Here is a 23,047-nt window from a genome sequence, read left to right as displayed (position 1 = left end):
TGATTGGACAGCACCGCGGGTTAATTAGAGCAACTGGTTCTTTTGCAGAAACTCCTTGGACACGCTCTCGATGGATTCACGACCAATGTCGACTCGGGAGTTGAGGCCCGCAATGGTGTCGTCGTCCAACTTGGAGGACAGCGCGTTGAGCAATTCACCGATCTTCGGATTGTCTTTGAACACTTGCGTACGGATCACGGGTGTCAGCGCGTAACTAGGGAAAAAGCGTTTATCGTCCTTCAGCAACACAAAGCCGAACGCCGGAATCCGCCCATCCGTCGACAGAACCAGAGCCAGATCGACCTGACCGTCCCGGAGCGCCTGATAGGTCAGCCCGCCGTCCATGCGGACGATGTTCTTGCGCTCGAATTCAAACCCGTACATCTCTTGCAGAGGACGCAAACCGTCAGGTCGGGAAAAGAACTCGGCGTTGGACGCAAACTTATAGGACTTGCCTGTCTCGATTTTTTTCGCAAGATCGCTGATCGAGGCCACGCCATCTTTCTCGGCCTCGTCCTTGCGCATGGCAAAAGCGTAAGTGTTATTGGCCTTGGAAGGGTTCAACCAGGTGATGCCCTTCTGTGCGTCAAGCTCGCTGATCTTCTTATAAGTCTGGTCAGCGTCAAGCTTGTCTGTAACTTTGTTGTAAGTAATCAGCGAAGTGCCGGTGTACTCCCAGTACACATCGACCTGACCATTCTCTTGTGCCGCGCGTAATACGGAAGAACCCAGGTCCGGTCGTTTATCGACGTTGTAACCATTAGCGCGCAGGAGTTGCGTGGTCATCTCGGCGACCAGCTGTTGCTCGGTAAATTTTTTGCCACCGACCACAATCGTTGCGTTGGCGGAAGCACTGCCCATACCACTTGCAATAAGACTCAGGGAAAAGATCAGACTGGCCAGCATTCGATAAATCATCGCGCACCTCATATTATTGATTTTTGTATATGGTCTTCAGATTCATTCGCGCCCGGTCAACCGCAAGCCCCGTGACACAGCAATGTTTTGAATCAAGCCGCAGCCCAGATCGACCGCAATCGCCAACAGTGCGGTCGCCGCGGCACCGGCCAGCATCATGCCGAAGTCATTCAGGTCGATCCCGGTAAAGATCAACTCGCCCAATCCCCCGCCGCCGACCAGGAAGGCCAGCGGCGCCGTGCCGACGTTGATCGCCAGCGCCGTGCGGATGCCGGCGAAAATCACGTTCATCGCATTGGGAATTTCGACTTTCCACAACGTTTCGCGTGGCGTCATGCCCATGGCTTCGGCCGCTTCAACCAAGTGCTGCGGGACCGCGCGCAATCCCTCATAGGTGTTGACGGCCACCGGCAACAACGTCGCGACAAACAAGCCGATGATCGCTGCGCCGCTGCCAACGCCAATGAAACTCATGGCCAAGGCCAGCAATGCGAGTTTGGGGATCGCCTGGCCGACATTCAGGATCTGCATGCTGGCCATGGCGTACCGCTGGTTCTTCGGACGGCTCATCCAGACGCCCAACGGTAGAGCGATGGCCAGGGCCAGCGCCCCGCTGACCGCCACGATCTGCAGATGCTGGACCGTCAGGTAGCTGATGTCGCCCCAGTAAAACTGCAGCCCTTGCCACAATCTGATCAGAAAGTCAGACATCTTCAATGCACCACCGGAGTAATGTTTTCAACAAGTCGCGCCAGGATGTCGGCCTGGTGGACATAGCCGATAAAGCGGCCGTCGTTGTCGTTGCACAGCGCCCAGTCCTGGCCACGCCCCAACAACTGCGAGAGCACTTGGCGCAGATCATCCCCGGGCCTGACGACCAGATGCGTGTGCGAAGCTACGCCGCTGGTGCCGCCTACTACCTGCATATGCTCCCGCGGCGGTACCTTGCTGGCCACGTCCGCGGCCCGCAGCAGACGCAGGCGTTTCATGATCCGGTCGCCACCCATGAAGTTGGCCACGAAATCGCTGTTGGGCCGCGCCAGCAAATCATCCGAGCTGCCGAACTGCTGGATTTTGCCGTTGTGGAACAAGGCGACGCAGTCCGCCATCTTCACTGCCTCATCGATGTCGTGACTGACAAACAGCACGGTTTTATTGACGAGGCGTTGAATGCGCATGAACTCGTCCTGGATCACTTCCCGGTTGATCGGGTCGATCGCACCGAACGGTTCATCCATCAGCATCACCGGTGGATCCGCGGCCAAGGCTCGGGCCACGCCCACGCGTTGCTGCTGGCCTCCCGAAAGTTCGCACGGGTAACGCTTGAGGAATCTGGACGGATCCAGCGCAACAACCTCGAGCAATTCCGCGGCACGCTTGCGGCTCTTGGTTTTGTCCCAGCCCAACAGATTGGGAACGACGCAGATGTTTTCCTCGACGGTCATGTTCGGGAACAGCCCGACTTGCTGGATCACGTAACCGATGGAGCGTTTGAGGGTGACGCTGTCCAGTTCGGACGTGTCGCGACCACCGATCCGGATCGTGCCCGAGGTCGGCGTGATCAGTCGGTTGATCATCTTCAGCGTCGTGGTTTTACCGCAGCCCGATGGCCCAAGCAGTACGCAGATCTGCCCCTCTTCAACATTGAATGAGACATCTTCTACTGCAGTGATTGAGCCGAATTTCTTGTTTAAATTTTCGATCTGGATCACGTCGTAGCTTCCTTCATTCGGCCAGTGGCCACTTTGTTCTTGTTCAGGCCTTTGGGTGTCAGGACACGCTGCAAGCCGTACAGCGCGTAATCGGCGGCAATGGCGATCACGCTGATGACGATCGCGCCGGCCACCAGCTGTCGGGTATCCGATTGGGCGATACCGCGAATGATGAGGCTGCCCAAGCCCCCAGCGCCGATGTAGGCCGCGATGGCCGCAATACCGATGTTGATCACGGTTGCCATCCTCACACCCGCCATGATCAGCCCCACCGCGATGGGCAACTCAACCTTGCTCAGGCGCTGCCAGGTCGACATGCCCATGCCGATCGCCGCTTCGCGCAATGCGGGGTCGATATTGGAGATCGCAGTGGTGGTGTTGCGGATAATGGGCAGTTGGGAATAGAGAAACAGTGCAATGACCGCCGGCACAACACCGATTCCGTAGCCAATCAGCGATAGGGCCGGAATCATCAGGCCAAACAGCGCGGCGGAGGGAATGGTCATCAAGACAGCGGCGAACGCCAGGACCCCTCGGCGGGTTCTGGGATGCTGGGAGATAGCGATCCCGACTGGAACACCGGTGAGAATTGCCAATCCCACGGCTATCGTCACGATGAGCAGGTGCTGCCCAAGCAACAGACTGATCAGTCCGCCGTTTTCCAGAATGAAACTCAAGGTTTCCATGGTTGTAATGCCTCTGTACGTCATTGTTGTTGTTTTTCGGTCGTGCATCTGGAAGTGAACGCCGGATATGAAAGAAACACTACCGCGCTACTGGACGGAGCCTGAGCTTTGAGTTCGACGATTTCTATCAAAAAACCGACGTCACGCGTTTCACCAGCTGGCAATGCCCCATCAAGGGTGAAACGAAGAAAGAGGTGTCGGGATCGTCCAGGACCCCAGGCGTGCCGAACGCATCGCCCGGCGAAGCCAAGTCATTAGCTAGCTATGTGGTTCTACGAAGTGGAAGATGCCAGCGGTTGCATGGAAGGCCCCCTCTACCTGGGTTTATCGCGATCAGGGACGGCGATCAGGAGTGCGCATCATCAAATTTCCGTCGCTCCTCCCCGGGTGTACAGCCCCAGATTCGACGATACGCCGCGCCCAGATGTGAGGCCGACACGAAGCCACAGGTGTAGGCGATGGAGGCAATAGGCTGAGTGCTTTCACGCAACAAACGGCGCGCTTCGTTCAGCCGCAACTCCAGATAGAATTTTTTCGGGGTCATCGCGAAGTGCTGGTGCCACAAGCGCTCCAGTTGACGGTGCGACAGATTGCACCGATCGGCGATCTCTTCGATGCCGACGACGCGCTCCAGATTATTCTCCATAAAGGCAATGGCGGCCGTGAGCCGTCGATCGTGAATGCCAAATCGCCACTGAATCGACATCCGCTGATGTTCTTCCGGGGCTCTTATCCTGGCATGCAGGAATTGTTCGGCCACACTGGCCGCGAGCGGATTGCCGAAATCAAGGGCGATTTGCGCCAGCATCAAATCGATGGCCGCCGTCCCTCCCCCGCACGTCCAACGGTTGTCATCGTTTACGTACAAATCCTTGGTGACTTCGATTGCCGGGAACTCTTCTGAAAACTGGCCGATGCATTCCCAATGCAACGTGCAGCGCTTGCCGTCCAGCAGTCCCGCACGCGCCAGAATGAACGTACCGGTGCTCAGGGCGCCAACGGTTTTTCCCCGAGCGGCTGCGCGCTGCAGAAAGCGCAATATTTTCGGCGGTTTCTGATGTTCGATGTCCAGGCTCGCCAGAACAAACACGCGATCCAGTTCCGGCGCCTGATCGACCGGTACGGTCTGGATCTCGATGCCGCTGCTGGAACTCACCGGCCCACCCGACTCCGTAAGCAAGGTCCACTCATACAGCGTTTTGCCGGACAACCGATTGGCAGAGCGCAATGGCTCGCTCGCACCCGCCAGCGCCATCATGGAAAACTCGGGCAGAATGAGCAGCCCGATTCGCTTGGTGATATTGCCGATCGAAGGTGTCGGTGACTCTGTTGAGGCTGTCATCGCCGGATCCTTTCATGGAGGTACCAGACGTTCGGCTGAACCGCTCAGGCCAGCCCGAAGGAGTGGCTTTGGACACGCCATGTTATGGGTTAGGCACTCATTCAGCCAGATTGAATCGATGGAACGACCAGGCAACCGACCGAGGATTGCGACAGATAACAATGCCGGTGGGGAGATGTTGGAACCCCCCGCGCAACCTGGTCTCCAAGGTCACGCAGGGATATTGGCGAGCGAATCAGCCGCGCGCGCGGATGGCGTCGTCAATGCTCTGAATCATCGACTTGAACACCAGGCTGTCAACCTGGTTCTGCTGGCCGTGTTGCATGTGCGGGATAATCAGCGCGCTTGAGCCGGCATCGCCAGGATAGTTCTGATGCAGACGCACCGACTCCGAGGGCATATGCAAAGTGTTGTCGGCTCCATGAATGATCAGCGCAGGCGGGAAGCCTTTTGCACCTTCGATGGATTGCTCCGGGTCGTACACCACATAGGATTTGTAGGACTTCGCCGTAACGTGGGTGCAACCAGGCCAGCGGTCTGCGCCGCCAGCTTCGGTGTAGCCGCCCAATTGCGAATCAACGTAGGCCTGAGTGTCTGCATCCAGCGGATAGTAGCCAAGACGGGTGGCATCGGTGCCGGTATCGAACGGCGGGATCGCTGCATTATCTTCCAGTTGCTCAATTGCTGCGTCGGCCGCAACGGCATCTGCACGCAAGGCCTGCAGCTTGCGAATGTTGGTGTAGCTCATCGGCACCCAGAAGCGAATCTGCTCGCCACCAGCCGCGGCCAATTCAGCCACGGCGCCAAGGCTGGCCACCGAGCCCATCGCCCAGGACGCGACTACCGGCATCTCACCAAAATGCTCTCGCGCCCACTCAACGGCACCCAGGACTTCGTCTTTCTGGTCTTCAAGGTTGACGTTAGTGATGACTTTATCGCCCGACACAATGGTGTTGCGAATGTGCTTGTTGGAGAAGAAACCCGCCACGTCGTAGGTCATCACGCGATAACCACGGGCTGCGAGAGCGCGACCGAATAGTTGGCCGTACATCGTCACCCCGCCGGTGAAACCGGAGTTGAAGATAACCGGCGGCAGTTTTTGCGACGTAGCGTCAAGTTGTTCTGGCTGAAAAACCGTGCCTTTGAGGCTCAGGGTTTCATCGCCGTACTTAACGGTAAAATTGATTTCTTTTGTTGTAATGTTGGTCATCGCTAATCATCTCGAAGTTAAAGCGTGGGAGTAAATCAAGCGCCTAATTGGCCAACTGCTCCTCGGAGAAGTTGTTCAACAGGAATTTTTGTTTGTTTGGAAACATGCTGGGCGACGGCATCCACAAATTTGAATGCCTTGCCTGAATCAAAACACTTGGAATATGGCGATCGCTGATTGTCGGTCCCGACGTGGGGAGCATCGGTGGCTTCCAATATGAGCTTGTCCGCCCCGACCATGCCAACAATCTGTTTCACGAAGCCAGCCGTTTTCTCGGGATCAACAGAGGTTCGATAGCCAGGGCCCTTGAACCACACGTTGCCCCGCTCGCTCGCTTCGGCGAGTAGCGCGATATAAGCCGGCTCGATGACGTCCCGCTCGTAATGGCAAGTGCCCAAATGATCGATGATCACCCTCACATCGCGAGGAATCTGGCGCAATACACGCAGATTGGTCTCAGCTTCCTTCGCATAAATGTGCAGGTGCTGGTGCGGCGAAAGGCGCGCATACAACGCCGACCACGACTCATCGCTGAAGCATGTAGCGGAAACCGTTTCAGGCCTTGCATCGTGCAGAACGATTCGAGCGCCAATCACCTGGGGATGCGCGAGACGCTCTTGGGTGGCGTAAGCCGGGTCGGCCTTGATCGTCCCCACCAGTTTGACGTTCCCATAACGCTGAGGATTGATGGCCTGGAGTTGCTTGAGTTCGTCAAATGAGGCAAATACGTTTTCGGAATCCGGCAGAATACTTAGATGGACATTATTGAGGAGCGTCGGAGTGATTCCGGCATCGATCAATATATCCAGATAGGCTGTAAGCGGATGCGGTTCAGGCAATGTATAAGGCAACGAACCGGCCACCCGACGAAGATCTTCCGACGTATAAAAATGAACGTGACTGTCTATTCTTTCGGTCAGCGGCAGCATGATTATTGTTTCCGGCTTTTGTGCGAAAACAATAATCGTCGTTAGCACCTCGTCGCTCCCGCCAACTCGACGTGTAGTATCAAAATTTCGCCATATACGGTTTTATGAACAGGGAAGATTCGAGAGTAACCGCTCGGATTTAAACTGCAGAACAGGACGATGCAGGAAAGAGCAGCATCAATAGCCATCCCGCCACAAAAAGCCCCAGTCCGAACGTCAGATGCGCAGTAACGCTTCTGCGCCTTGCCACGTTCGGTGCCGCTGTTTTCGAAGCAGCAACGCCGAAACCGAACGCGGGCTGCATGATGAAGAAAGGCGCAATCACACTGACCAACCCCATCACCAGCGCAGGCACCAACGTCGGGTTGCAGATCCAGGCAAGCCCTTTCGCACCGATCAGCACCATCGCGAAGACAATGCCCGTGACGTAATGGAACACCCACCCCATCAGGCGTTCATTCCTGACAGGAGCCGCCGTCATGATCGGGGAGTGACTAAACCGCCCGTGGAACATGTGGCCCAACCAACGACCCACCAGGCCATAGTCAAGCGACGCCAGGCCAAACACTCGCGCTTGAATAAAAGCCGCTACGTCCATGATCAGCGTGGCCCCCATTCCAACAAACAGAATGCGCAGTGCTGTCTCGGCTGTTCCCATGGTATTGCTCCTTGCCTTGAACCTGTTTTGGCGGTTTGATCCGAGCAGTCTGCAAGTTCAAGTCGACTTGAGGTCAAGCATGAAAGAGCTGGATATTGGTGAAGTGGCGCGACGTTCCGGTCTACCGGCTTCAACGCTGCGCTACTACGAAGAGAAAGGCCTTATCAGTTCGATAGGTCGTCGGGGCCTGAGTCGCGTGTTTCGTGCCGATGTACTCCAGCGATTGTCCTTGATTGCGCTCGGCCAGTCGGCCGAGTTTTCGCTGGACGATCTCGTCGCCATGCTGGACGCGCAGGGCCAGCCTGACATTGATCGCCAGCGGCTGAACGACAAGGCTGACGAACTGGACCGCACCATCGAGCGACTCAGCGCCATACGCGACGAGCTTCGTCGAGTAGCGTCCTGCCCTGCGGCTCGTCACATTGAATGCTCAAAGTTTCAGAAAATGCTCAATGCCGTCAGTACGGGGGATATCCAGAGAAAAACCAGAAAAGGCGACCTGCACAGACGAAAAAAGCCTTAGTCACGGTCGCGCACCTTTTTCAGTTCAGGCACTCCTTAAACCCTAATACTCCTACCCCCTCCTACACTCCCCGCAACTGCGCAATATCCCGCTTGGGCGGCGCGCCAAACAGCCGGCCGTATTCGCGGCTGAACTGCGAGGGGCTTTCATAGCCGACCCTGAAGGCGGCGCTGGAGACATCCAGGTGTTCGTTCATCATCAGGCGTTTGGCTTCGGTCAGGCGTAGCCATTTCTGGTATTGCAGCGGGCTCATGGCGGTGAGTTGGCGGAAATGGTGGTGAAAGGTCGGCGTGCTCATCTGCACCCGGGCGGCGAGTTCGTCGACCCGCAGTTGCGCGGTGTAATTCAGCTTCAGCCAGTCGATGGCCCGGGCGATCCGGTGGCCCTGGCCGTCGACGGAGGCGATCTGCCGCAGCCGCGCCGACTGGTCGCTCAGCAGCAAGCGGTAATGGATCTCGCGCTGGATCAGCGGCGCCAGCACCGGGATGGCTTCGGGCTCGTCCAGCAACTGCAGCAGGCGCACGAACGAGGCCAGCATGGCCGGCGTCGCGGTGCCGATGCCCACGCCCTTGCCTGCGCCTCGATCGCGAGGTTGCAGCAACCCGCCCTGGGCAGCCAGCTCCGCCAGCATGCGCGGGTCGAGCTTGAAGCCCAGCCCCAGGCAGGGTTGTTCCAGGCTGGCCGCCGTCACCTCGGAATTGGCCGGCAGGTCCAGTGAGGTCACGAGAAAGCGCGAGGGGTCGTACGGGTAGGCTTCGCCGCCGACCCACAGCTGTTTCGCTCCCTGGGCGACGAGGACGATGCTCGGCTCGACCATGCACACGGAGGGCGGCGAAGGGATGTCGCGGCGAAAGAAGCCCAGACCGGGGATGGGTGTCGAGCAGTCTCCCGAGTGTTTAATCCAGGCGCCAATGAGGCGCGCGAGGGTTTCCTGGGGCGCCTGGGCGCGGGTGTCGTGTGGGCGTGTCATGTCGGTATGGACCCTCCTTGCCAGACGTTAACCCGGCCCCGGTGCCGCTCCTACCGAAAAAACCAAAGTCCAGAGAATCAGGCAAGAATTCCAGCGAAATGCACTACTGGCCGCCTGCGCCTGCCCGGGAGAATGATCATCTAACGTAACGCAGGATGGAGTGTGCAATGTTAGTCAACGCCTATGGCGCCCATGCGGGCGACCAACCTCTTCAACCACTGCAGATCGCCCGTCGCGCCCCCGGCGCCCATGACGTGCAGATCGACATCGCCTTCTGCGGCATCTGCCACTCGGACCTGCACCAGGTTCGCGCCGAGTGGCATGGCACGCAGTTTCCCTGCGTGCCCGGCCACGAGATCGTCGGCCGGGTCGCGGCGGTCGGCGCCCATGTGCACGGCTTCCACCCGGGCGACCTGGTGGGCATCGGCTGCATCGTCGACAGCTGCAAGCACTGCGCCGACTGCGAGGACGGCCTGGAGAACTACTGCGACGGCATGATCGGCACCTACAACTTCCCGACGCCGGACGCCCCGGGCTGGACCCTGGGCGGTTACTCGCAACAGATCGTGGTCCACGAGCGCTACGTGCTGCGCATCCGCCACCCCGAGGAACAGCTGGCCGCCGTCGCACCGCTGCTGTGCGCGGGCATCACCACCTATTCGCCGCTGCGCCACTGGCAGGCCGGGCCCGGCAAGAAGGTCGGCGTGGTCGGCATCGGTGGCCTGGGCCACATGGGCATCAAGCTGGCCCATGCCCTGGGCGCGCACGTGGTGGCGTTCACCACCTCCGACGCCAAGCGCGAGGCCGCTCGCCAGCTGGGCGCCGACGAAGTGGTGGTGTCGCGCAATGCCGAGGAAATGGCCGCCCATGCCAAGAGCTTCGACCTGATCCTCAACACCGTGGCCGCGCCCCACGATCTCGACGCCTTCCTGGTGCTGCTCAAGCGCGACGGCGGCATGACCCTGGTGGGCGCCCCGGCGACTCCGCATGCCTCGCCCAATGTGTTCAACCTGATCATGAAACGCCGGACCCTCGCCGGCTCGATGATCGGCGGCATTGCCGAGACCCAGGAGATGCTCGACTTCTGCGCCGAGCACGGCATCGTCGCCGACATCGAGCTGGTGCGCGCGGACCAGATCAATGAGTCCTACGAACGCATGCTCAAGGGCGACGTCAAGTACCGCTTCGTCATCGACAACGCCACCCTGGCGGGCTGAACGCCACCGTTGCTCCAGCGTCCCGGTAGCCCGGCCGGCAATGATCGCCGGGCCGCCTGGGCGCTTGCACAAATAGAGAACCCCTCCCCATGACCGATACCCTCCGCGCCGCCCGAGCGCCGGCACACCTGGGGCGCCGTGCTGGCCATGGCGCTCGCCGCCTTTGCCCTGGTGGCCTCCGAATTCATGCCGGTCAGCCTGCTGACCCCGATCGCGGCCGACCTGCAAGTCAGCGAGGGGCAAGCCGGCCAGGGCATTGCCGTCTCCGGGCTGTTTGCCCTGTTCACCAGCCTGCTGATCGCCCCCTTGGCGGCCCGGGTCGAGCGCAAGCGGCTGCTGTTGTCGCTGACGCTGCTGATGATCGTCTCCGGAACCGTGGTGGCGTTCGCCCCGAACTACCTGGCCTTCATGGCCGGCCGCGCGCTGATCGGCGTGGCCATCGGCGGTTTCTGGTCGTTGTCGGCGGCCACGGCCATGCGCCTGGTACCCGAGGACCAGGTGCCGCGCGCCCTGGCCATCGTCAATGGCGGCAACGCCCTGGCGACCGTGATCGCCGCGCCCCTGGGCAGTTTCCTCGGCGCGCTCATCGGCTGGCGCGGGGCGTTTTTCTGCGTGGTGCCGGTGGCCGCCCTCGCCGCCCTCTGGCTGCTGGCCAGCCTGCCGACCCTGAAAGCGCAGCCGGCCGCCGGCACCGGCAATGCCTTCAGCCTGATGAAAAGAATGCCGGTGGCCTTGGGCATGCTCGCGGTCAGCCTGTTTTTCATGGGCCAGTTCATGCTGTTCACCTACCTGCGGCCCTTCCTCGAGACGGTCACCCAGGTCAGTGTCAGCACGCTGTCGCTGATGTTGCTGGTGATCGGCCTGGCCGGCCTGGCGGGCACCTTCCTGATCGAAGCCTTCCTGAAAAATGCCCTGTATCGCACGCTGATCATCATCCCGCTGATGATGGCGGCAATCGCCCTGGCCCTGGTGGCGTTTGGCGCCTCGGTGTCGGTCACCACGCTCTTGCTGGGCCTCTGGGGCCTGGTGGCGACCGCCGCTCCGGTCGCCTGGTGGACCTGGCTGACCCGGGCGCTGCCGGACGATGCGGAAGCCGGCGGCGGGTTGATGGTGGCGATCGTCCAGCTGGCGATTGCCGCGGGCGCCACGGTGGGCGGCCTGGCCTTCGACCTGAGCGGTTATCGGGCGACCTTCGAACTGAGCGCGGCACTGTTGGTAGTAGCCGCCGTGCTGGCGGTACTGGCCGCCCGCGCCGCCACCGTAAAGCCTTGCGCGGCAGCGAACGTGGTGGCGGCTTTGCGTATAAAGAGCAATCTTTGACAACTGCCTTTAGCTTGGTTTAAAAGCCTGACCTCTCGATAGCGCTTCGATCCATGTCAACTACGGGCACAAAAAAGCAAGATGATCGACAATCAAGAAATCGAAGACATTGAATCTCTTGAGTCACAATTGCTGGGCAATGAAATTTCAATTAACGACATGGTACGTCACTATGCAAATTTGTTGCTTGAGCTTGTCCAGAATAGAAAACTAAAGAATATCTCTGACGAGAAACTTCAAGAAATGGCTTGTTATTTGAAACAAGCCATTGCCCCTGGAACATTGGAATCCAATGAGAGCCTAAGGCAAGCATCCTTTCTCAAGCTATGGCCTATCGAAAAAAGCTATCGAGAGTCGGACCCAGCGCTCTCCGCCCTGGCCCGCACTGTTATTTGCTGCTTTGGCAATGAAAGCGACTGGCTACGAGATGGTTCGGGCGAAGAAACGCCACTGTTTTATTTTTATCTTTACTTGAAGAACGTAGCCCCCGATGCGACGCAGGCGTTTTTTGAGCATTTTCAAAAGTTATGACCCCACAAACGCTTGCTCATACCCGATCGAAGTACCTCGAGGCACTGCCCGATATGCAGAATGATATTTGTGAAAAATACGGCCTACCTGTACTTCCACCAGACGAAATGGTCGCCATCGCGATTGCCACTCTGGGCCAGTCACCTATTTATGGCGCACGCATTTCGCTGCCGGAGGGTGGCAATGTCAGTTGGTTTATTCACTGTGGAGAACACTCGAACGCTGATGATTTTTATCAAGCGGTTCACACTGAGCATCTCAGTGAAATGCTGCCACAGGTGATGAATTACCTCTGCCTACCCGCTGGCGCCAAGTTCATTATCGACAATCAAGGCTACGAAGATGTGTGGATGGAAGGCTGACCAGCGTTTGCCCTCGATTCAGGTCTGATTGACACAACAAGGACGTATGAAAGTTGAAAGTAAATGTATTGTTCATCGCTTCGCTAGGATTTCTATCGCTAACTCAAACATCACTGTCCTTCGCCGACAACAACGGGAAAAATCTCTATTCGCAGCGATGTGCCGTGTGCCACGGCGCCGATATCAAAGGAACCGGCCCCCTGGCCCATAAAAGCAATCCTCCCACACCTGACCTCACAACATCCGCGTTCAAAAAACGACTCAATGATTATCCGGGCGTTATTGTCTCGTCGATAATACTTCGCCCCAATGGCGACCTGATTCCCAGAACCTTGCGCGAGAATGGTGTAAAGATACCGCCGCACGCCTGGAGCATTAAGGATCTGCGCGATTTAAACCAATACATGAACAGTGTGATTTCAAAAAGTCGATAATCCTCGGCCAGTCGCCCTCTCACGAGCACTTCGCCAATGAACAATATTGATTTAAATGCCCCTCCTACAAAACAGCAGGCTGAGCAGAACAACCCTGGAGCAGTGCATGGACACTAAAGAAGCACCTGTTCTGATTCACGTTTATGTAACGGATGATGACGGCCCTTTTTTTGAAGAGCTGCCTGCTCGCAAGATTGACCAGGATAGTTACGAGTTGCTCTCCTCTCCTGGTCTCGCGCTGAACCTGGCACGAGGAGATATTGTTTCAATCAAGGACAGGGAAGCACCGGCAGTCGTCTTGAAGCGGGGTGGGAATTTCTGCATCCAGATCTATGCAGACTCCATTCCTCAAGAAGAACTGGCCTTGCTGGAAAACGGTGTGGTTCATGAGCTGGGCGGAACCTTGGATGGTGTATTTGAGGGAAACCTGTCATTCGCGGTTCCGGCGCGCAATGGGATGGAGAAGATCAACGACTTCTTTGACAGGTTCCGAGATAGAACAGAGATCCAGTGGTACTACGCCAACATCTACAAAAACCTGGCGGATGACGAGGATGAGACACTTTTAGATTGGTGGCTCGAAAGCTGAAAGATACCGACGTCCACGATCATTTCACCAGGCGCTTTTCCTTCGAAGGCCGATAGCCGAAATACGAGCTGTAGCACTTGCTGAAATGGCTCGGCGAGACGAAGCCACAGGCCACCAGCACCTCGACCTGGGACAGTTCAGTGTGCTGCAGCAATCGGCGCGCTTCGGTGATGCGCAGTTCCAGGTAATAGCGCTGCGGGGTGGTGCCCAGCTGCTCCTTGAACAAGCGCTCGATCTGCCGCCGGGAGCGCCCGGCGTACTCCGCCAGCTGGTCCATTTGCAGCGGCTCCTCGAGGTTGGCGTCCATCAGGTTGACCACCTCACGCAAAGGCGCGCTCAACGACACATGCATCGTCGGCTTGATGCGCCGGTAGCGCGATTCCTCGAACGACAGGATGTCTTCGATGCCCTCGACCAGCGCCTTGCCGTGCAGCCCCTTGATCCACTCCAGGGCCATATGGAAGGCGCCCGCGGGGCTGGACGCCGTGAGCCGGTCGCGGTCCACCACAAAGGCCTCGCTGGTGACACAACTGGCCTTGGCAATTTCCGCCAGCGCGGGGCGGTGCTCCGGGTGGATCGCACAGCGGTAGCCTTCGAGCAGCCCCGCGACGCCGAGGAACCAGGCCCCGTTCCACAACCCGGCCAGGGCGATGCCCAGCTCGGCGGCGCTTTTTAGCAGGCCGGTCAGCTGGGGGTCGAGCTTGAGCTCCGTGCGGTAGCCGCCGCAGATCACCAGCAGGTCGAGGTCCTTGAGCGCCGCCGCATCCAGGCGCGCATCGGGGCGGATCACCAGCCCGAGGTCGCTGGTGACTTCGCCGTCCTGCAAGCCAAAGGTCGTCGAGGAGAACAAGGCGGGACGCAGCAGGTTGGCGGTGACGATGGTATCCAGGGCCTGGGTGAAGGCCGGCAACGAGAAGTGCTCGAGCAGCAGGAAGCCCGCCCGCGCATGGGCCGCAGGCGCCACCCGCGCCTCTTCCAGGTAACGCAGGTTCTTGCCCTTCATGCCGCCACTGAAATCCCGTCGTTCAACCGCCATACGCCCTCGCCTGTCTTACCCGACCCAATGCGGTTTCAGTGTAAATCACCGGAGAAACCCGGCACTGCCCACGCCAAAAAACCTGCCCGGACGCCAGCGCCAACAACGCCGCCGTGGCCTGCCGTGTCAACCTCGCAGGCGTCACCGGGCGACGGGATTCTACTGCCCCCGCAGGCCCACAGGGGCAGAAAATATCGGCCAGGGCGCAGCCTTAAAAAAACGGCCGCCAAGCCTCGAGCTTGAGCCTTGCGTGCCGGCTAACAAGCAGCCGATCTGCCAGTCGCCCTGGGGCCGTTTTTTTTCGTTTCTGCGTCGCTTTTGCCGTTCTGTGCGACAGATCCCATTTCGGGGGCTCCCGCACCGCTGCTTCGTGGTGTTAGGTTGCGGAAGTTCGATCAGACATTTCCTAACAATCTGCAAGGAACGCCTCCCGCAATGGATTTCTCCCTCAAGCAACTGGCTGCGGCCACCCTGGTGCTGGCCAGCCTGTCAGCCTTCACCGCCCCTGCCCACGCCAACATCACCCCGCAGCAGAACGCGGCGATCCTCAAGAGCTTCGCCGATGCCTCGGTCAAGGATTTCCGCCAGTTCCTCGGCACCTTGAGCAAAAATGAGGCGGCCAAAAGCGAGGTGGTCAAAGAAGCCAACCTCGGCCCGGCCATCAACGCCTTCCTCGCCAACAAGACGCTTTCCGCCGAACAGCAGAACGAGATCCATCGCCTGCTTGGCCTGTATGCGCGGGTGAAGTACGGCAAGGCCGCCACCGAGACCCTGCGCGAGCTGGTGGCCATCCCCACCGTGCGTGTCGACGGCGTGCCGCAGCACGAGAACCCCGAGTTCATCAAGATCGCCGACAAGATCAAGAGCCTGGCCCAGGCCTTCGACCTGAACTTTCGCAACATCGACAACCGCGTCTACGAGATCTCCCTGGCCGGCAGCGGCGATGAAGTGGTGGGCATCCACGCCCACGCCGACGTGGTGCCGGTAACGCCGGAGAACTGGGTGCTGCAGGACGGCACCAAGCTCGACCCGTTCAAGGTCACCCTGGTCGGCGACCGCATGTACGGCCGCGGCACCGAGGACGACAAGAACGGCATAGTCGTGGCGCTGTACGCCATGAAGATCATCAAGGAAGAGAAGCTGCCCCTGGCGCGCAACTTCAAGCTGCTGGTGGACACCACCGAGGAAACCAGCGGCGACGCGATTCCCTACTACTTCGAACGCAACCCCACGCCGAACTACAACCTGGCGCTGGACGGCGGCTACCCGGTGGTGATCGCCGAGAAGGGCTACGGCACCGTCATGGCCAGCTTCCCGTTGCGTGCCGCCGAGGGCAAAGGCGCACAAATCGTCTCGATGACCGGCGGCCTGGCCACCAACCAGATCCCGGGCGCCTCGGTCGCCACCCTGGTGACGGACCAGCCCGCGAAACTCGCCGCCAGCCTGCAAAAGGCCGGCGCCGAGTACGCCAAGGCCCATGGCGGCGACTTCAGCGTGGCCGCCAAGGTCGACGGCAAGGACGTCAAGCTGACGGTCACCGGCGTGTCCGCCCACTCCTCCGAGCCCGAGTCCGGGGTCAACCCAGTGGCGCGCATGCTCGACTTCATCAACAGCCTCGAAGGCAAGGTCGCGCTCAAGCACAACCAGATCACCGACGCCGCCCGCTACGCCGCCGACAACTGGGGCCTGGACTACCTGGGCAACAAGCTCGGGGTGGGTTTCGCCGATGACTTCATGGGCCCGCTGACCACCTCCCTGACCTATGTCGGCCAGGACGAAAAGGCCTTCAAGCTGGCGGTCAACCTGCGCGTGCCCAAGGGCAAGACCCCCGAGGTGCTGCAAAAGCAGATCGCCGACAAGCTGGCCGCCTGGAGCAAGCAGAACCGGGTCGCGGTGAACTTCGACTACAAGATCGCCGAACCGATGTACCGCAACCCCGAGGGTGAATGGGTCAAGGCATTGCTGGCGGTGGCCAGCGAAAACCTCGGCATGAAGCACGAGTTCGGCACCTCCGCCGGCGCCACCTCGGTGCATGAACTGCCCAACGGCGTGCAATTCGGCCTGGCCCGCCCAGAGGTCAAGTACACCGGCCACAACGACAACGAGTTCAAGACCGTCGAGCAGTTCCAGCTGGACCTGCAGATCGTCACGGAAATGTTCGGCCGCATCGGCCAGCTACCGAAACTCTAAGCCCGAGCGGGCCCGCCGCCCTGGCGGGTCCGCGCATCGACCGCAACATCGGGTCGCGCCGGCATGGGCGACCCTTCGATCCACCTCCCCCGAGCTGAAAGTCCAACGTGCGGCGCCCTGCTGGCGCGAGCCGCTTTGCGCCTGCCCGCCATAAAAAAAGTGGCACTTTGATTCCATTCAAAAGGATAGACTCGACAACCGGCGGCGGAGCGATGGCTCGACACCCGCGCCGCGCACAGGCAAAGCGCTCTGCCTCGGGCTTTTGCCGTGGTTCATCAAACCGCCGCCGGACCCGGCGCTGGCCCTGCACACGCCCTGACAAGGGCCCGCCGAGCGGGCCACTGCACCGGTCATCGCGCCAGCGCCGTGAGCTTCTTGTGAAGGCAAAAAAGCCGATCTATACCTCAACAGGCCGCCGGCAACGGTGGCAGCGACCTGGACTTCGCCGCGCCCGCGGCGAGCCAGGCATTCAACGCACCGGACAACTGGACAGAGGCATCACCAAGGAGCGGTCATGAGCGGAAAACTATTAGTCAAATGGATCAACAGGACCGACCGGCACCCCCAGGGTGTCTGTGAGGCGGCCGTGATGAAGTGGCTGGCGGCCATCGACAACGCCGGCCTGGCCCAGGCCATGAAGCTGACACCCAAGCAATGCGACGACCTGCAGGACCAGGTAGAAGACGGAGAGACATTCGTCTTCCTGTTGCCCCCCCTGCTGCTGCCCACTTCAAGTTTCGCCCCGTTCAACCCGGTGCCGACCACTGCGGATTCGCTGAAGGCCCTCAAGGCCGGAAACTTCATCTTCGTCTCCGCCGAGGGCCACAGCGTGGCCGGCGGCGGACATGCGATGGGCATCTACAGGAACACCACCAACCTGTTTTTCTTCGACCCTGAGCTGGGGATCTATGCCTACGACTTCAACAGCGCGGCGGACCTCAGCGAAATCGTCAAGAAAAGCCAGAACTATGGGACAGCCGCCTATTGCCCGGGCACCATGCCCCCGCCGCCCAAACCTTGAGCCGATGCGAGCGTCCTGCGCCAAGGCCGTTTGGCGGCGAGGCCAGCCTTGGGCATAAAAAAAGCCACTCCAGCGAGTGGCTTTTTTGTGCATCCCGAGGCGGTAAATGGGTAGCCTGGCCGGACCTGCGGCCAACGAGCCGCACCCGGAAAAAAAGAGAAGCCATTGCAACTGAAATTCAGCCACGTAGACGTGCTGGTGGCCAAGGGTGTGCAGCCGGAAGACGAGAACGGCAAGCCCCTGTCGCGGGACAATCTCCAGTCCCCCAGCGGCACCCGCATCCTCTGGCTGCCCAAGCACTTCGGGCATTTCTCCATCGAACTGCTTGAAGAGGCGGAGCTGGAGGCCTTCATCGAGGAAGCATTCGCCGAGGACAGGTAAGGCACCAGCGCTCTCGCGTTTCTCCTGCCGCATAGGCTGAAACTCCTAGGTCGCCTGGGAGTATCGGGCAATGCGCCGCCTTCGGCGCCTCTCCATAGTTGTCGCACCTGCCAGCAAAGGGCCACGTCGTGGCCTCTTCAGACTGGTTCACCCAGGAGAGCGTCATGACTATCCGCCAACCGACCCTGTCACCCACCAGTGACCTGAGCACCAACAGCAGTACCGACCTGTATCCCGTTTTTCCCACCGACGACACGCTGGCCGTCAACGCCCTGGCCGACAGCGCTCAGCTGGTGGTGGCGACGGGCGCAAACGTCACCCTGGACGAAACGACCGGGCTGCAGAACGCCACGGCCACGCCAGCCCCCGCGGGAGATGCCGACGACAATGACATCCTGCTGAGCGCCCTGCCCGAGGCCTTCGCCACCCGCCTGACCGCACTCGGCGCCGGTACCGCGACGGGCGCGGCCTTGAGTGGCTATACCGGTGTCGTGGGGGACACCGGCAGCAATGCCTTCACCCTCAACCTGGCGCCCGGGGCGATCAATGTCGATGTCAGCTTCACCGACAGTTCCGGCGCACCGCTCAACGGCCTGGACAGCGGGCTGGACACCCTCGATGGCACCGCCATCCTGCTGTACACCGATACCAACAACAACGTCTTGCTGGGCCGGGCCGGCGGGCCCGACGGTGCGATCGTGTTCGCCGCCTACATCGAGGAGACCGGCGATCCGCTCAGCGGCGGCAAGCTCTGGACCGTGGAATACCAGCCGCTCAAGCATACGGACGGCAGCGACCCGGACGATGCCCTCAACCTGCTGGACAAGGTATATATCGGCGCCAGCCAGGACCTGACGTTCAGCCTGACCAACGCGCCGTCCGGGCAGAACCTGTTCCTGATGTTCACCAAGGCCAACCCGACGGTGGTCGATGACAATGGCACCTTGCGCATCACCGACCCGACGATCATCGCCACCGGCAAGGACCCCGCCGACGAGTCCAGCGGCGTCAACATCAGCACCGGCGACACCATCAACACCAGCCAGGCAGGCGGCCCGACCACCTTCGGCACCAACAGCCAGATGATCACGGAACAGGAAGGCATCCGCTTTACCTTCGTCACCGGCGCTCGGCAGGACGTGACCATTCCCAATCTCGATCAGAACGAAGCGGACGAGGAGTCCAACATCGACTTCACCGCGATGTTCAATGCCAAGGCGGCCAATTTCGATATCGTGCAACTGCAAAGCGGCAAGAGCGCGGTGGTCAAGATCAGTGCCTTCAACACCGCGGTTGAAAGTGGCGCGAACTTCGTCAATGGCTATGCGAACGATACGCCGGTGGCGATCACCAATGTTCGCGTGATCAACATCGCCACCGGGCTGGTGATCGAAAATTCGGACGGCTCGGTGAATGATCCAAGCATCGGCATCAGCTTTACTGGCGACGTGGCCACCGTCACCGGCGTCAAGGCCGGCTATCAGATCGAATACACCACGGCCGCGGACCACAACCGCGTACTGATCGAGAACGGCGCGGCGCTCGATGCCAAGGGCAATGACCACGCCGACTTCGACATCGGCGGCTTTACCCTGCGCCAGGCCTCCACCACCACCGCCGAAATCGGCTCGCACATGATCTTCGAGGACGATGGACCGACCCTGGCCTTCGGCAACCTGATCGGCACCGGCACCCAGCTGGCGCAACAGGGCTACTGGAACATGGGGGCTGGCGCCGACGGGCTGGATGCGGATGGCCTGGATATCTCGCTGGTGAATGGCCAGTTCACCCTGGTCCGGCCGGACAACACCACCACCATCGGCAGCGGCACGCTCGTCGAGCAGTCGCCTTCGCCGGATGGCAGTGGCGCCTACCAGTTCGCCGGGGCCCTGACCGGTGACTTCGACAACAACGCGGCCACGGCGGATACCACCGTCAATTACACGCTGACCGCCTACGCCAACGGCACCTACGCCCTGGACTTGCTGGAAGGCTTCCGCTCGACCATCGTCCTCAGCAGCGCCGACGGCTCGCTAGACGCCGGCGGGCCAGACCCGGTACGCACGCTGACCATTGGCACCGAGGAAGTGGTGTTCTTCGGGGCAAACCCGCTGGCGCCGCAAACCGGCGACAACAGCATCCTGACCGGCATCGGGCTCGGCGCGTCCGACCCCACCGAAGGCCAGTTGCAGACCAACCCGCTGCCGTCGTTCATCGGCTCGGCGGCGATGAACGTCAGCACTTCCGGCATCGGCATTGCCAACAACAACCTGGAGGGCAACACCACCGCCGGCATCAACGCCGGTGACGAGAGTTTCGTGATCAACCCCGAAACCCTGCTGACGGCCATGAAGGTCTTCATCGACAACTCGGTGCAGGGCTACGACCCGGCCACGGAAGAGCTGTACTACACGATCTACTACGACAACGGCACCACTTCGGGCGCGCCCATCAAGGTGCAGGCCGCCGACTTGCAGGCGGAAGCCAAAGGCCAGAAATCCTTCCTCATCGAGTGGGACGGCTCCCACATGATCGACGCGGTCCAGCTGACGATGGGCACCGGGACGATCAAGATCCCGGTGATCCAGTTCATCCAGGAAACCCAGAGCCTGGCCAGCGACATCCTGCTGTCGTTCAACGCGACGACAACCGACAAGGATGGGGATACGGCAACAAGCGCGTTCGACGCCAACCTGTTCGCCAACGACCCCGCCGACGCCCTCTTCGACTTCCGGCTGGTGGGCACGGGTGGTGAGCGGGATGCCTTCAACATCGACCTGGCGGCCGTCGAGAGCCAGTACCAGATCAGCGGCTTCGATGTGGGAGCAGGCCAACGCGATGCGGTGGTGCTGATCGGCGATGCGGGGGCCGTGGTGCAGTCGATCGACAACGCCGGCGCCGACAGCGTCGTCACGGTCGCCGAGACCGGCGGACAGCTGACGACCATTACCCTGGTCGGGGTCGACCTGCTTAACACCGACATCGTCCTGGGCAGCGTCTGAACCATCGCCAATGCGAGGGTGGCCTGGAAACCACCCTCGCTTTTTTTGCAGCGCCAACAGCCGCAGCGGCCATGCGGGCCGCTTGAACGACGGGCCCCTGCTCTCTCCTGTTTAGCCCCTCGTTTAGCCCCCCTATCTACCTGCCCTCCCATAGCTCCCCATAGGCTGAAACTCCCAGGCCGCCTGGGAGTATCGGCCAATGTGCAATCAGCGGTGTGTCCCCATAGTTGTTGTATCTGCCAGCAGAGGGCCCGAATGCGGCCCCGTGGCTGGAACTGCCTAGGAGAATGTCATGACCACCCTGCAAGAGAACACATCCCTCACGAGCGACCTGCTCAATGACGTTCCACTCATTGTCGCGACCGGCGTCAACGTCACGCTGGACGAAACCGCCGGCTTGCAGAACGCCACCGCCACGCCAGCTCCCGCGGGAGATGCCGACGACAATGACATTCTGCTGGCCGCCCTGCCCTCGGCCTTCGCCACCCGCCTGACGGCACTCGGCGCCGGTACCGCAACCGATGCCGCCTTGAGTGGCTATACCGGGGCCGTGGACGACACCGGCAGCAATGCCTTCACCCTCAACCTGGCGCCCGGCGCGACCATCACCGATATCGGCTTTACCGACAGCCTTGGCGCGCCGCTCGATGGCCTGGACAGTGGGCTGGACACCCTCGATGGCACCGCCATCCTGCTGTACACCGATACCGACAACAACATCCTGCTGGGCCGCGCCGGCGGGCCCGACGGCGCGATCGTGTTCGCCGCCTATATCGAGGAAACCGGCGATCCGGTCAGCGGCGGCAAGCTCTGGACCGTGGAATACCAGCCGCTCAAGCATCCGGACGGCAGCAACCCGGACGATGCCCTCAGCCTGCTGGACAAGGTGTTTATCGGCGCCAGCCAGGACCTGGCGTTCAGCCTGACCAACGCACCGTCCGGGCAGAACCTGTTCCTGATGTTCACCACGGCCAACCCAACGGTGGTCGATGACAATGGCACCTCGCGCATCACCGATCCAACGATCATCGCCACCGGCAAGGACCCCGCCGACGAGTCCAGCGGCGTCAACATCAACACCGGCGACACCATCAACACCAGCCAGGCGGGCGGCCCGGCGACCTTCGGCACCAATAACCAGATGATCACGGAGCAGGAAGGCATTCGCTTTACCTTCGTCACCGGTGCCCGGCAAGACGTGACCGTGCCCAACCTGGACCAGAACGAAGCGGACGAAGAATCCAATATCGACTACACCGCGATGTTCAATGCCAGGACGGCCAGATTCGATGTCGTGCAGCTGCAAAGCGGCAAGAGCGCCGTAGTCGAGATCAGTGCCTTTAGCACCGAGGTCGAAGCCGGCGACGATTTCATCAACGGCTACGCGGACGATACGCCGGTGGCCATCACCCAGGTGCTGGTCATCGACAAGAGCACCGGGCTGGTGATCGAAAACTCGGACGGCTCGGTGGATAACGCGAACATTGCCATCAGCTTCGATGGCGGCGTCGCCACCATTACCGGGGTCACGGCCGGCTACCAGATCGAATACACCACGGCCGCGGACCACAACCGCGTACTGATCGAGAATGGCGCCGCACTCGACGCCAAGGGCAATGACCACGCCGACTTCGACATCGGCGGCTTCACCCTGCGCGAGGTCTCCACCGCGACCGCGGAAATCGGCTCGAAGATGGTCTTCGAGGACGATGGACCGGCAGCGGCCGGCACCGCCGAAGCGGGCACCGTCGATGAAGACGGCCTGGCCAACGGCATTGCCGGCGGGGTCGGCGACGTACCAGGCGAGCTCACCACCGCCAGCGGCAGCGTCGCGGGCATCTTCCAATCGGGGGTCGATGTGCCGCTGAGCTATTCGCTGTCCAGCGACACCAGCGGCCTGCCGGCCCTGAGTTCGGGCGGTGTGGCGCTGGTCTATAGCGTGGTCGGCGACACCCTGACGGCCAAGGCCGGCACCACCGACGTATTCACCTTCAGCCTCAGCGCCGCGGGTGCCTA

At 60.6% G+C, this 23,047-nt stretch carries 20 protein-coding genes and 2 pseudogenes; 12 read left to right on the top strand and 10 right to left on the bottom strand.

The genetic code is table 11. From position 1 onward, the window contains the following. Nucleotides 1-24 precede the first annotated feature (24 nt). From BLV20_RS00290 to BLV20_RS00255, 8 genes are all read right to left on the bottom strand, one after another. Nucleotides 25-906: a glycine betaine ABC transporter substrate-binding protein gene (locus BLV20_RS00290; protein WP_256577626.1), complete on the bottom strand. Its 882-nt coding sequence runs from the start codon at nucleotides 904-906 to the stop codon at nucleotides 25-27. Between the two features lie 54 nt (nucleotides 907-960). After that, nucleotides 961-1,629, bottom strand: a complete 669-nt coding sequence (locus BLV20_RS00285) for an ABC transporter permease (RefSeq protein WP_092295299.1) — start codon at nucleotides 1,627-1,629, stop codon at nucleotides 961-963. 2 nt (nucleotides 1,630-1,631) lie between these two features. Beyond that, entirely contained in the window at nucleotides 1,632-2,630 is a 999-nt protein-coding gene (locus tag BLV20_RS00280) for an ABC transporter ATP-binding protein (RefSeq protein WP_092295296.1), read from the bottom strand. Next, nucleotides 2,627-3,316, bottom strand: coding sequence for an ABC transporter permease (locus BLV20_RS00275; protein WP_092295293.1), 690 nt, complete (start codon nucleotides 3,314-3,316; stop codon nucleotides 2,627-2,629). The genes BLV20_RS00280 and BLV20_RS00275 overlap by 4 nt, the downstream gene beginning before the upstream one ends. 346 nt (nucleotides 3,317-3,662) lie before the next feature. Then, nucleotides 3,663-4,658, bottom strand: coding sequence for a GlxA family transcriptional regulator (locus tag BLV20_RS00270; RefSeq protein WP_092295291.1), 996 nt, complete (start codon nucleotides 4,656-4,658; stop codon nucleotides 3,663-3,665). A 235-nt stretch (nucleotides 4,659-4,893) separates the two neighbouring features. Beyond that, complete coding sequence (locus tag BLV20_RS00265) at nucleotides 4,894-5,868, bottom strand: dienelactone hydrolase family protein (RefSeq protein WP_092295288.1); 975 nt, start codon at nucleotides 5,866-5,868, stop codon at nucleotides 4,894-4,896. A 35-nt stretch (nucleotides 5,869-5,903) separates the two neighbouring features. Next, complete coding sequence (locus BLV20_RS00260) at nucleotides 5,904-6,797, bottom strand: amidohydrolase family protein (RefSeq protein WP_092296948.1); 894 nt, start codon at nucleotides 6,795-6,797, stop codon at nucleotides 5,904-5,906. Nucleotides 6,798-6,936: 139 nt separating this feature from the next. After that, the gene (locus BLV20_RS00255) at nucleotides 6,937-7,455 is read right to left on the bottom strand and encodes a DUF2938 domain-containing protein (protein WP_092295285.1); all 519 of its coding nucleotides are present in this window, start codon (nucleotides 7,453-7,455) and stop codon (nucleotides 6,937-6,939) included. Nucleotides 7,456-7,534: 79 nt separating this feature from the next. On the opposite strand from BLV20_RS00255, the gene BLV20_RS00250 reads away from it, so the two are divergent. Beyond that, nucleotides 7,535-7,978 (top strand): helix-turn-helix domain-containing protein, encoded by a 444-nt coding sequence (locus BLV20_RS00250; protein WP_092296945.1) that lies wholly within the window; start codon nucleotides 7,535-7,537, stop codon nucleotides 7,976-7,978. Between the two features lie 61 nt (nucleotides 7,979-8,039). On the opposite strand, the gene BLV20_RS00245 is transcribed toward BLV20_RS00250, so the two are convergent. Continuing rightward, nucleotides 8,040-8,948 (bottom strand): AraC family transcriptional regulator, encoded by a 909-nt coding sequence (locus BLV20_RS00245; RefSeq protein ID WP_092295282.1) that lies wholly within the window; start codon nucleotides 8,946-8,948, stop codon nucleotides 8,040-8,042. Nucleotides 8,949-9,115: 167 nt separating this feature from the next. Here BLV20_RS00245 and BLV20_RS00240 point away from each other — a divergent pair, with 167 nt between their 5' ends. The 6 genes from BLV20_RS00240 (at nucleotide 9,116) to BLV20_RS00215 (ending at nucleotide 13,401) form a co-directional block, all read left to right on the top strand. Next, nucleotides 9,116-10,165, top strand: a complete 1,050-nt coding sequence (locus BLV20_RS00240) for an NAD(P)-dependent alcohol dehydrogenase (RefSeq protein ID WP_092295279.1) — start codon at nucleotides 9,116-9,118, stop codon at nucleotides 10,163-10,165. Between the two features lie 147 nt (nucleotides 10,166-10,312). Continuing rightward, entirely contained in the window at nucleotides 10,313-11,485 is a 1,173-nt protein-coding gene (locus tag BLV20_RS00235; RefSeq protein ID WP_256577625.1) for an MFS transporter, read from the top strand. Nucleotides 11,486-11,566: 81 nt separating this feature from the next. Continuing rightward, a complete protein-coding gene (locus BLV20_RS00230; RefSeq protein ID WP_092295274.1) occupies nucleotides 11,567-12,016 on the top strand; it encodes a hypothetical protein in 450 nt (149 codons plus the stop codon). A 53-nt stretch (nucleotides 12,017-12,069) separates the two neighbouring features. Then, nucleotides 12,070-12,378: an immunity protein Imm33 domain-containing protein gene (locus BLV20_RS00225; RefSeq protein ID WP_092296942.1), complete on the top strand. Its 309-nt coding sequence runs from the start codon at nucleotides 12,070-12,072 to the stop codon at nucleotides 12,376-12,378. 53 nt (nucleotides 12,379-12,431) lie between these two features. Next, nucleotides 12,432-12,812 (top strand): c-type cytochrome, encoded by a 381-nt coding sequence (locus BLV20_RS00220; protein WP_092295271.1) that lies wholly within the window; start codon nucleotides 12,432-12,434, stop codon nucleotides 12,810-12,812. A gap of 106 nt (nucleotides 12,813-12,918) precedes the next feature. Continuing rightward, nucleotides 12,919-13,401: a DUF4265 domain-containing protein gene (locus tag BLV20_RS00215; protein ID WP_092296939.1), complete on the top strand. Its 483-nt coding sequence runs from the start codon at nucleotides 12,919-12,921 to the stop codon at nucleotides 13,399-13,401. A gap of 19 nt (nucleotides 13,402-13,420) precedes the next feature. Here BLV20_RS00215 and BLV20_RS00210 read toward each other — a convergent pair whose 3' ends face one another. After that, nucleotides 13,421-14,437, bottom strand: a complete 1,017-nt coding sequence (locus tag BLV20_RS00210) for a GlxA family transcriptional regulator (RefSeq protein WP_092295268.1) — start codon at nucleotides 14,435-14,437, stop codon at nucleotides 13,421-13,423. A 435-nt stretch (nucleotides 14,438-14,872) separates the two neighbouring features. Here BLV20_RS00210 and BLV20_RS00205 point away from each other — a divergent pair, with 435 nt between their 5' ends. The 5 genes and pseudogenes from BLV20_RS00205 to BLV20_RS00185 form a co-directional block, all read left to right on the top strand. After that, the gene (locus tag BLV20_RS00205) at nucleotides 14,873-16,627 is read left to right on the top strand and encodes a dipeptidase (RefSeq protein ID WP_092295265.1); all 1,755 of its coding nucleotides are present in this window, start codon (nucleotides 14,873-14,875) and stop codon (nucleotides 16,625-16,627) included. A 514-nt stretch (nucleotides 16,628-17,141) separates the two neighbouring features. Beyond that, entirely contained in the window at nucleotides 17,142-17,648 is a 507-nt protein-coding gene (locus BLV20_RS00200) for a hypothetical protein (protein WP_139192646.1), read from the top strand. Between the two features lie 189 nt (nucleotides 17,649-17,837). Beyond that, nucleotides 17,838-18,029: pseudogene (locus BLV20_RS00195) on the top strand (methylmalonyl-CoA epimerase); the annotation flags it as partial. 164 nt (nucleotides 18,030-18,193) lie between these two features. Beyond that, nucleotides 18,194-21,031: a DUF5801 repeats-in-toxin domain-containing protein gene (locus BLV20_RS00190; protein ID WP_092295259.1), complete on the top strand. Its 2,838-nt coding sequence runs from the start codon at nucleotides 18,194-18,196 to the stop codon at nucleotides 21,029-21,031. Between the two features lie 292 nt (nucleotides 21,032-21,323). Beyond that, nucleotides 21,324-23,047 (top strand): annotated as a pseudogene (locus BLV20_RS00185) (hypothetical protein); the annotation flags it as partial.

Origin of the sequence: Pseudomonas sp. NFIX28 (assembly GCF_900107395.1) — a bacterium.
In the GTDB taxonomy this organism is placed as follows: domain Bacteria; phylum Pseudomonadota; class Gammaproteobacteria; order Pseudomonadales; family Pseudomonadaceae; genus Aquipseudomonas.
The sequence above is the reverse complement of the archived record's forward strand: the minus strand, read 5'-3'. Positions and strand labels throughout refer to the sequence as shown.

Bases quoted from the DNA above. Each gene is read 5' to 3' on its own strand.
- BLV20_RS00260 (WP_092296948.1), bottom strand. From the start codon at position 6,797: ATGCTGCCGCTGACCGAAAGAATAGACAGTCACGTTCATTTTTATACG.
- BLV20_RS00245 (WP_092295282.1), bottom strand. From the start codon at position 8,948: ATGACACGCCCACACGACACCCGCGCCCAGGCGCCCCAGGAAACCCTC.
- BLV20_RS00210 (WP_092295268.1), bottom strand. From the start codon at position 14,437: ATGGCGGTTGAACGACGGGATTTCAGTGGCGGCATGAAGGGCAAGAAC.
- BLV20_RS00235 (WP_256577625.1), top strand. From the start codon at position 10,313: ATGGCGCTCGCCGCCTTTGCCCTGGTGGCCTCCGAATTCATGCCGGTC.
- BLV20_RS00250 (WP_092296945.1), top strand. From the start codon at position 7,535: ATGAAAGAGCTGGATATTGGTGAAGTGGCGCGACGTTCCGGTCTACCG.
- BLV20_RS00240 (WP_092295279.1), top strand. From the start codon at position 9,116: ATGTTAGTCAACGCCTATGGCGCCCATGCGGGCGACCAACCTCTTCAA.
- BLV20_RS00290 (WP_256577626.1), bottom strand. From the start codon at position 906: ATGCTGGCCAGTCTGATCTTTTCCCTGAGTCTTATTGCAAGTGGTATG.
- BLV20_RS00205 (WP_092295265.1), top strand. From the start codon at position 14,873: ATGGATTTCTCCCTCAAGCAACTGGCTGCGGCCACCCTGGTGCTGGCC.
- BLV20_RS00275 (WP_092295293.1), bottom strand. From the start codon at position 3,316: ATGGAAACCTTGAGTTTCATTCTGGAAAACGGCGGACTGATCAGTCTG.
- BLV20_RS00255 (WP_092295285.1), bottom strand. From the start codon at position 7,455: ATGGGAACAGCCGAGACAGCACTGCGCATTCTGTTTGTTGGAATGGGG.
- BLV20_RS00270 (WP_092295291.1), bottom strand. From the start codon at position 4,658: ATGACAGCCTCAACAGAGTCACCGACACCTTCGATCGGCAATATCACC.
- BLV20_RS00200 (WP_139192646.1), top strand. From the start codon at position 17,142: ATGAGCGGAAAACTATTAGTCAAATGGATCAACAGGACCGACCGGCAC.
- BLV20_RS00230 (WP_092295274.1), top strand. From the start codon at position 11,567: ATGATCGACAATCAAGAAATCGAAGACATTGAATCTCTTGAGTCACAA.
- BLV20_RS00265 (WP_092295288.1), bottom strand. From the start codon at position 5,868: ATGACCAACATTACAACAAAAGAAATCAATTTTACCGTTAAGTACGGC.
- BLV20_RS00215 (WP_092296939.1), top strand. From the start codon at position 12,919: ATGGACACTAAAGAAGCACCTGTTCTGATTCACGTTTATGTAACGGAT.
- BLV20_RS00285 (WP_092295299.1), bottom strand. From the start codon at position 1,629: ATGTCTGACTTTCTGATCAGATTGTGGCAAGGGCTGCAGTTTTACTGG.
- BLV20_RS00190 (WP_092295259.1), top strand. From the start codon at position 18,194: ATGACTATCCGCCAACCGACCCTGTCACCCACCAGTGACCTGAGCACC.
- BLV20_RS00225 (WP_092296942.1), top strand. From the start codon at position 12,070: ATGCAGAATGATATTTGTGAAAAATACGGCCTACCTGTACTTCCACCA.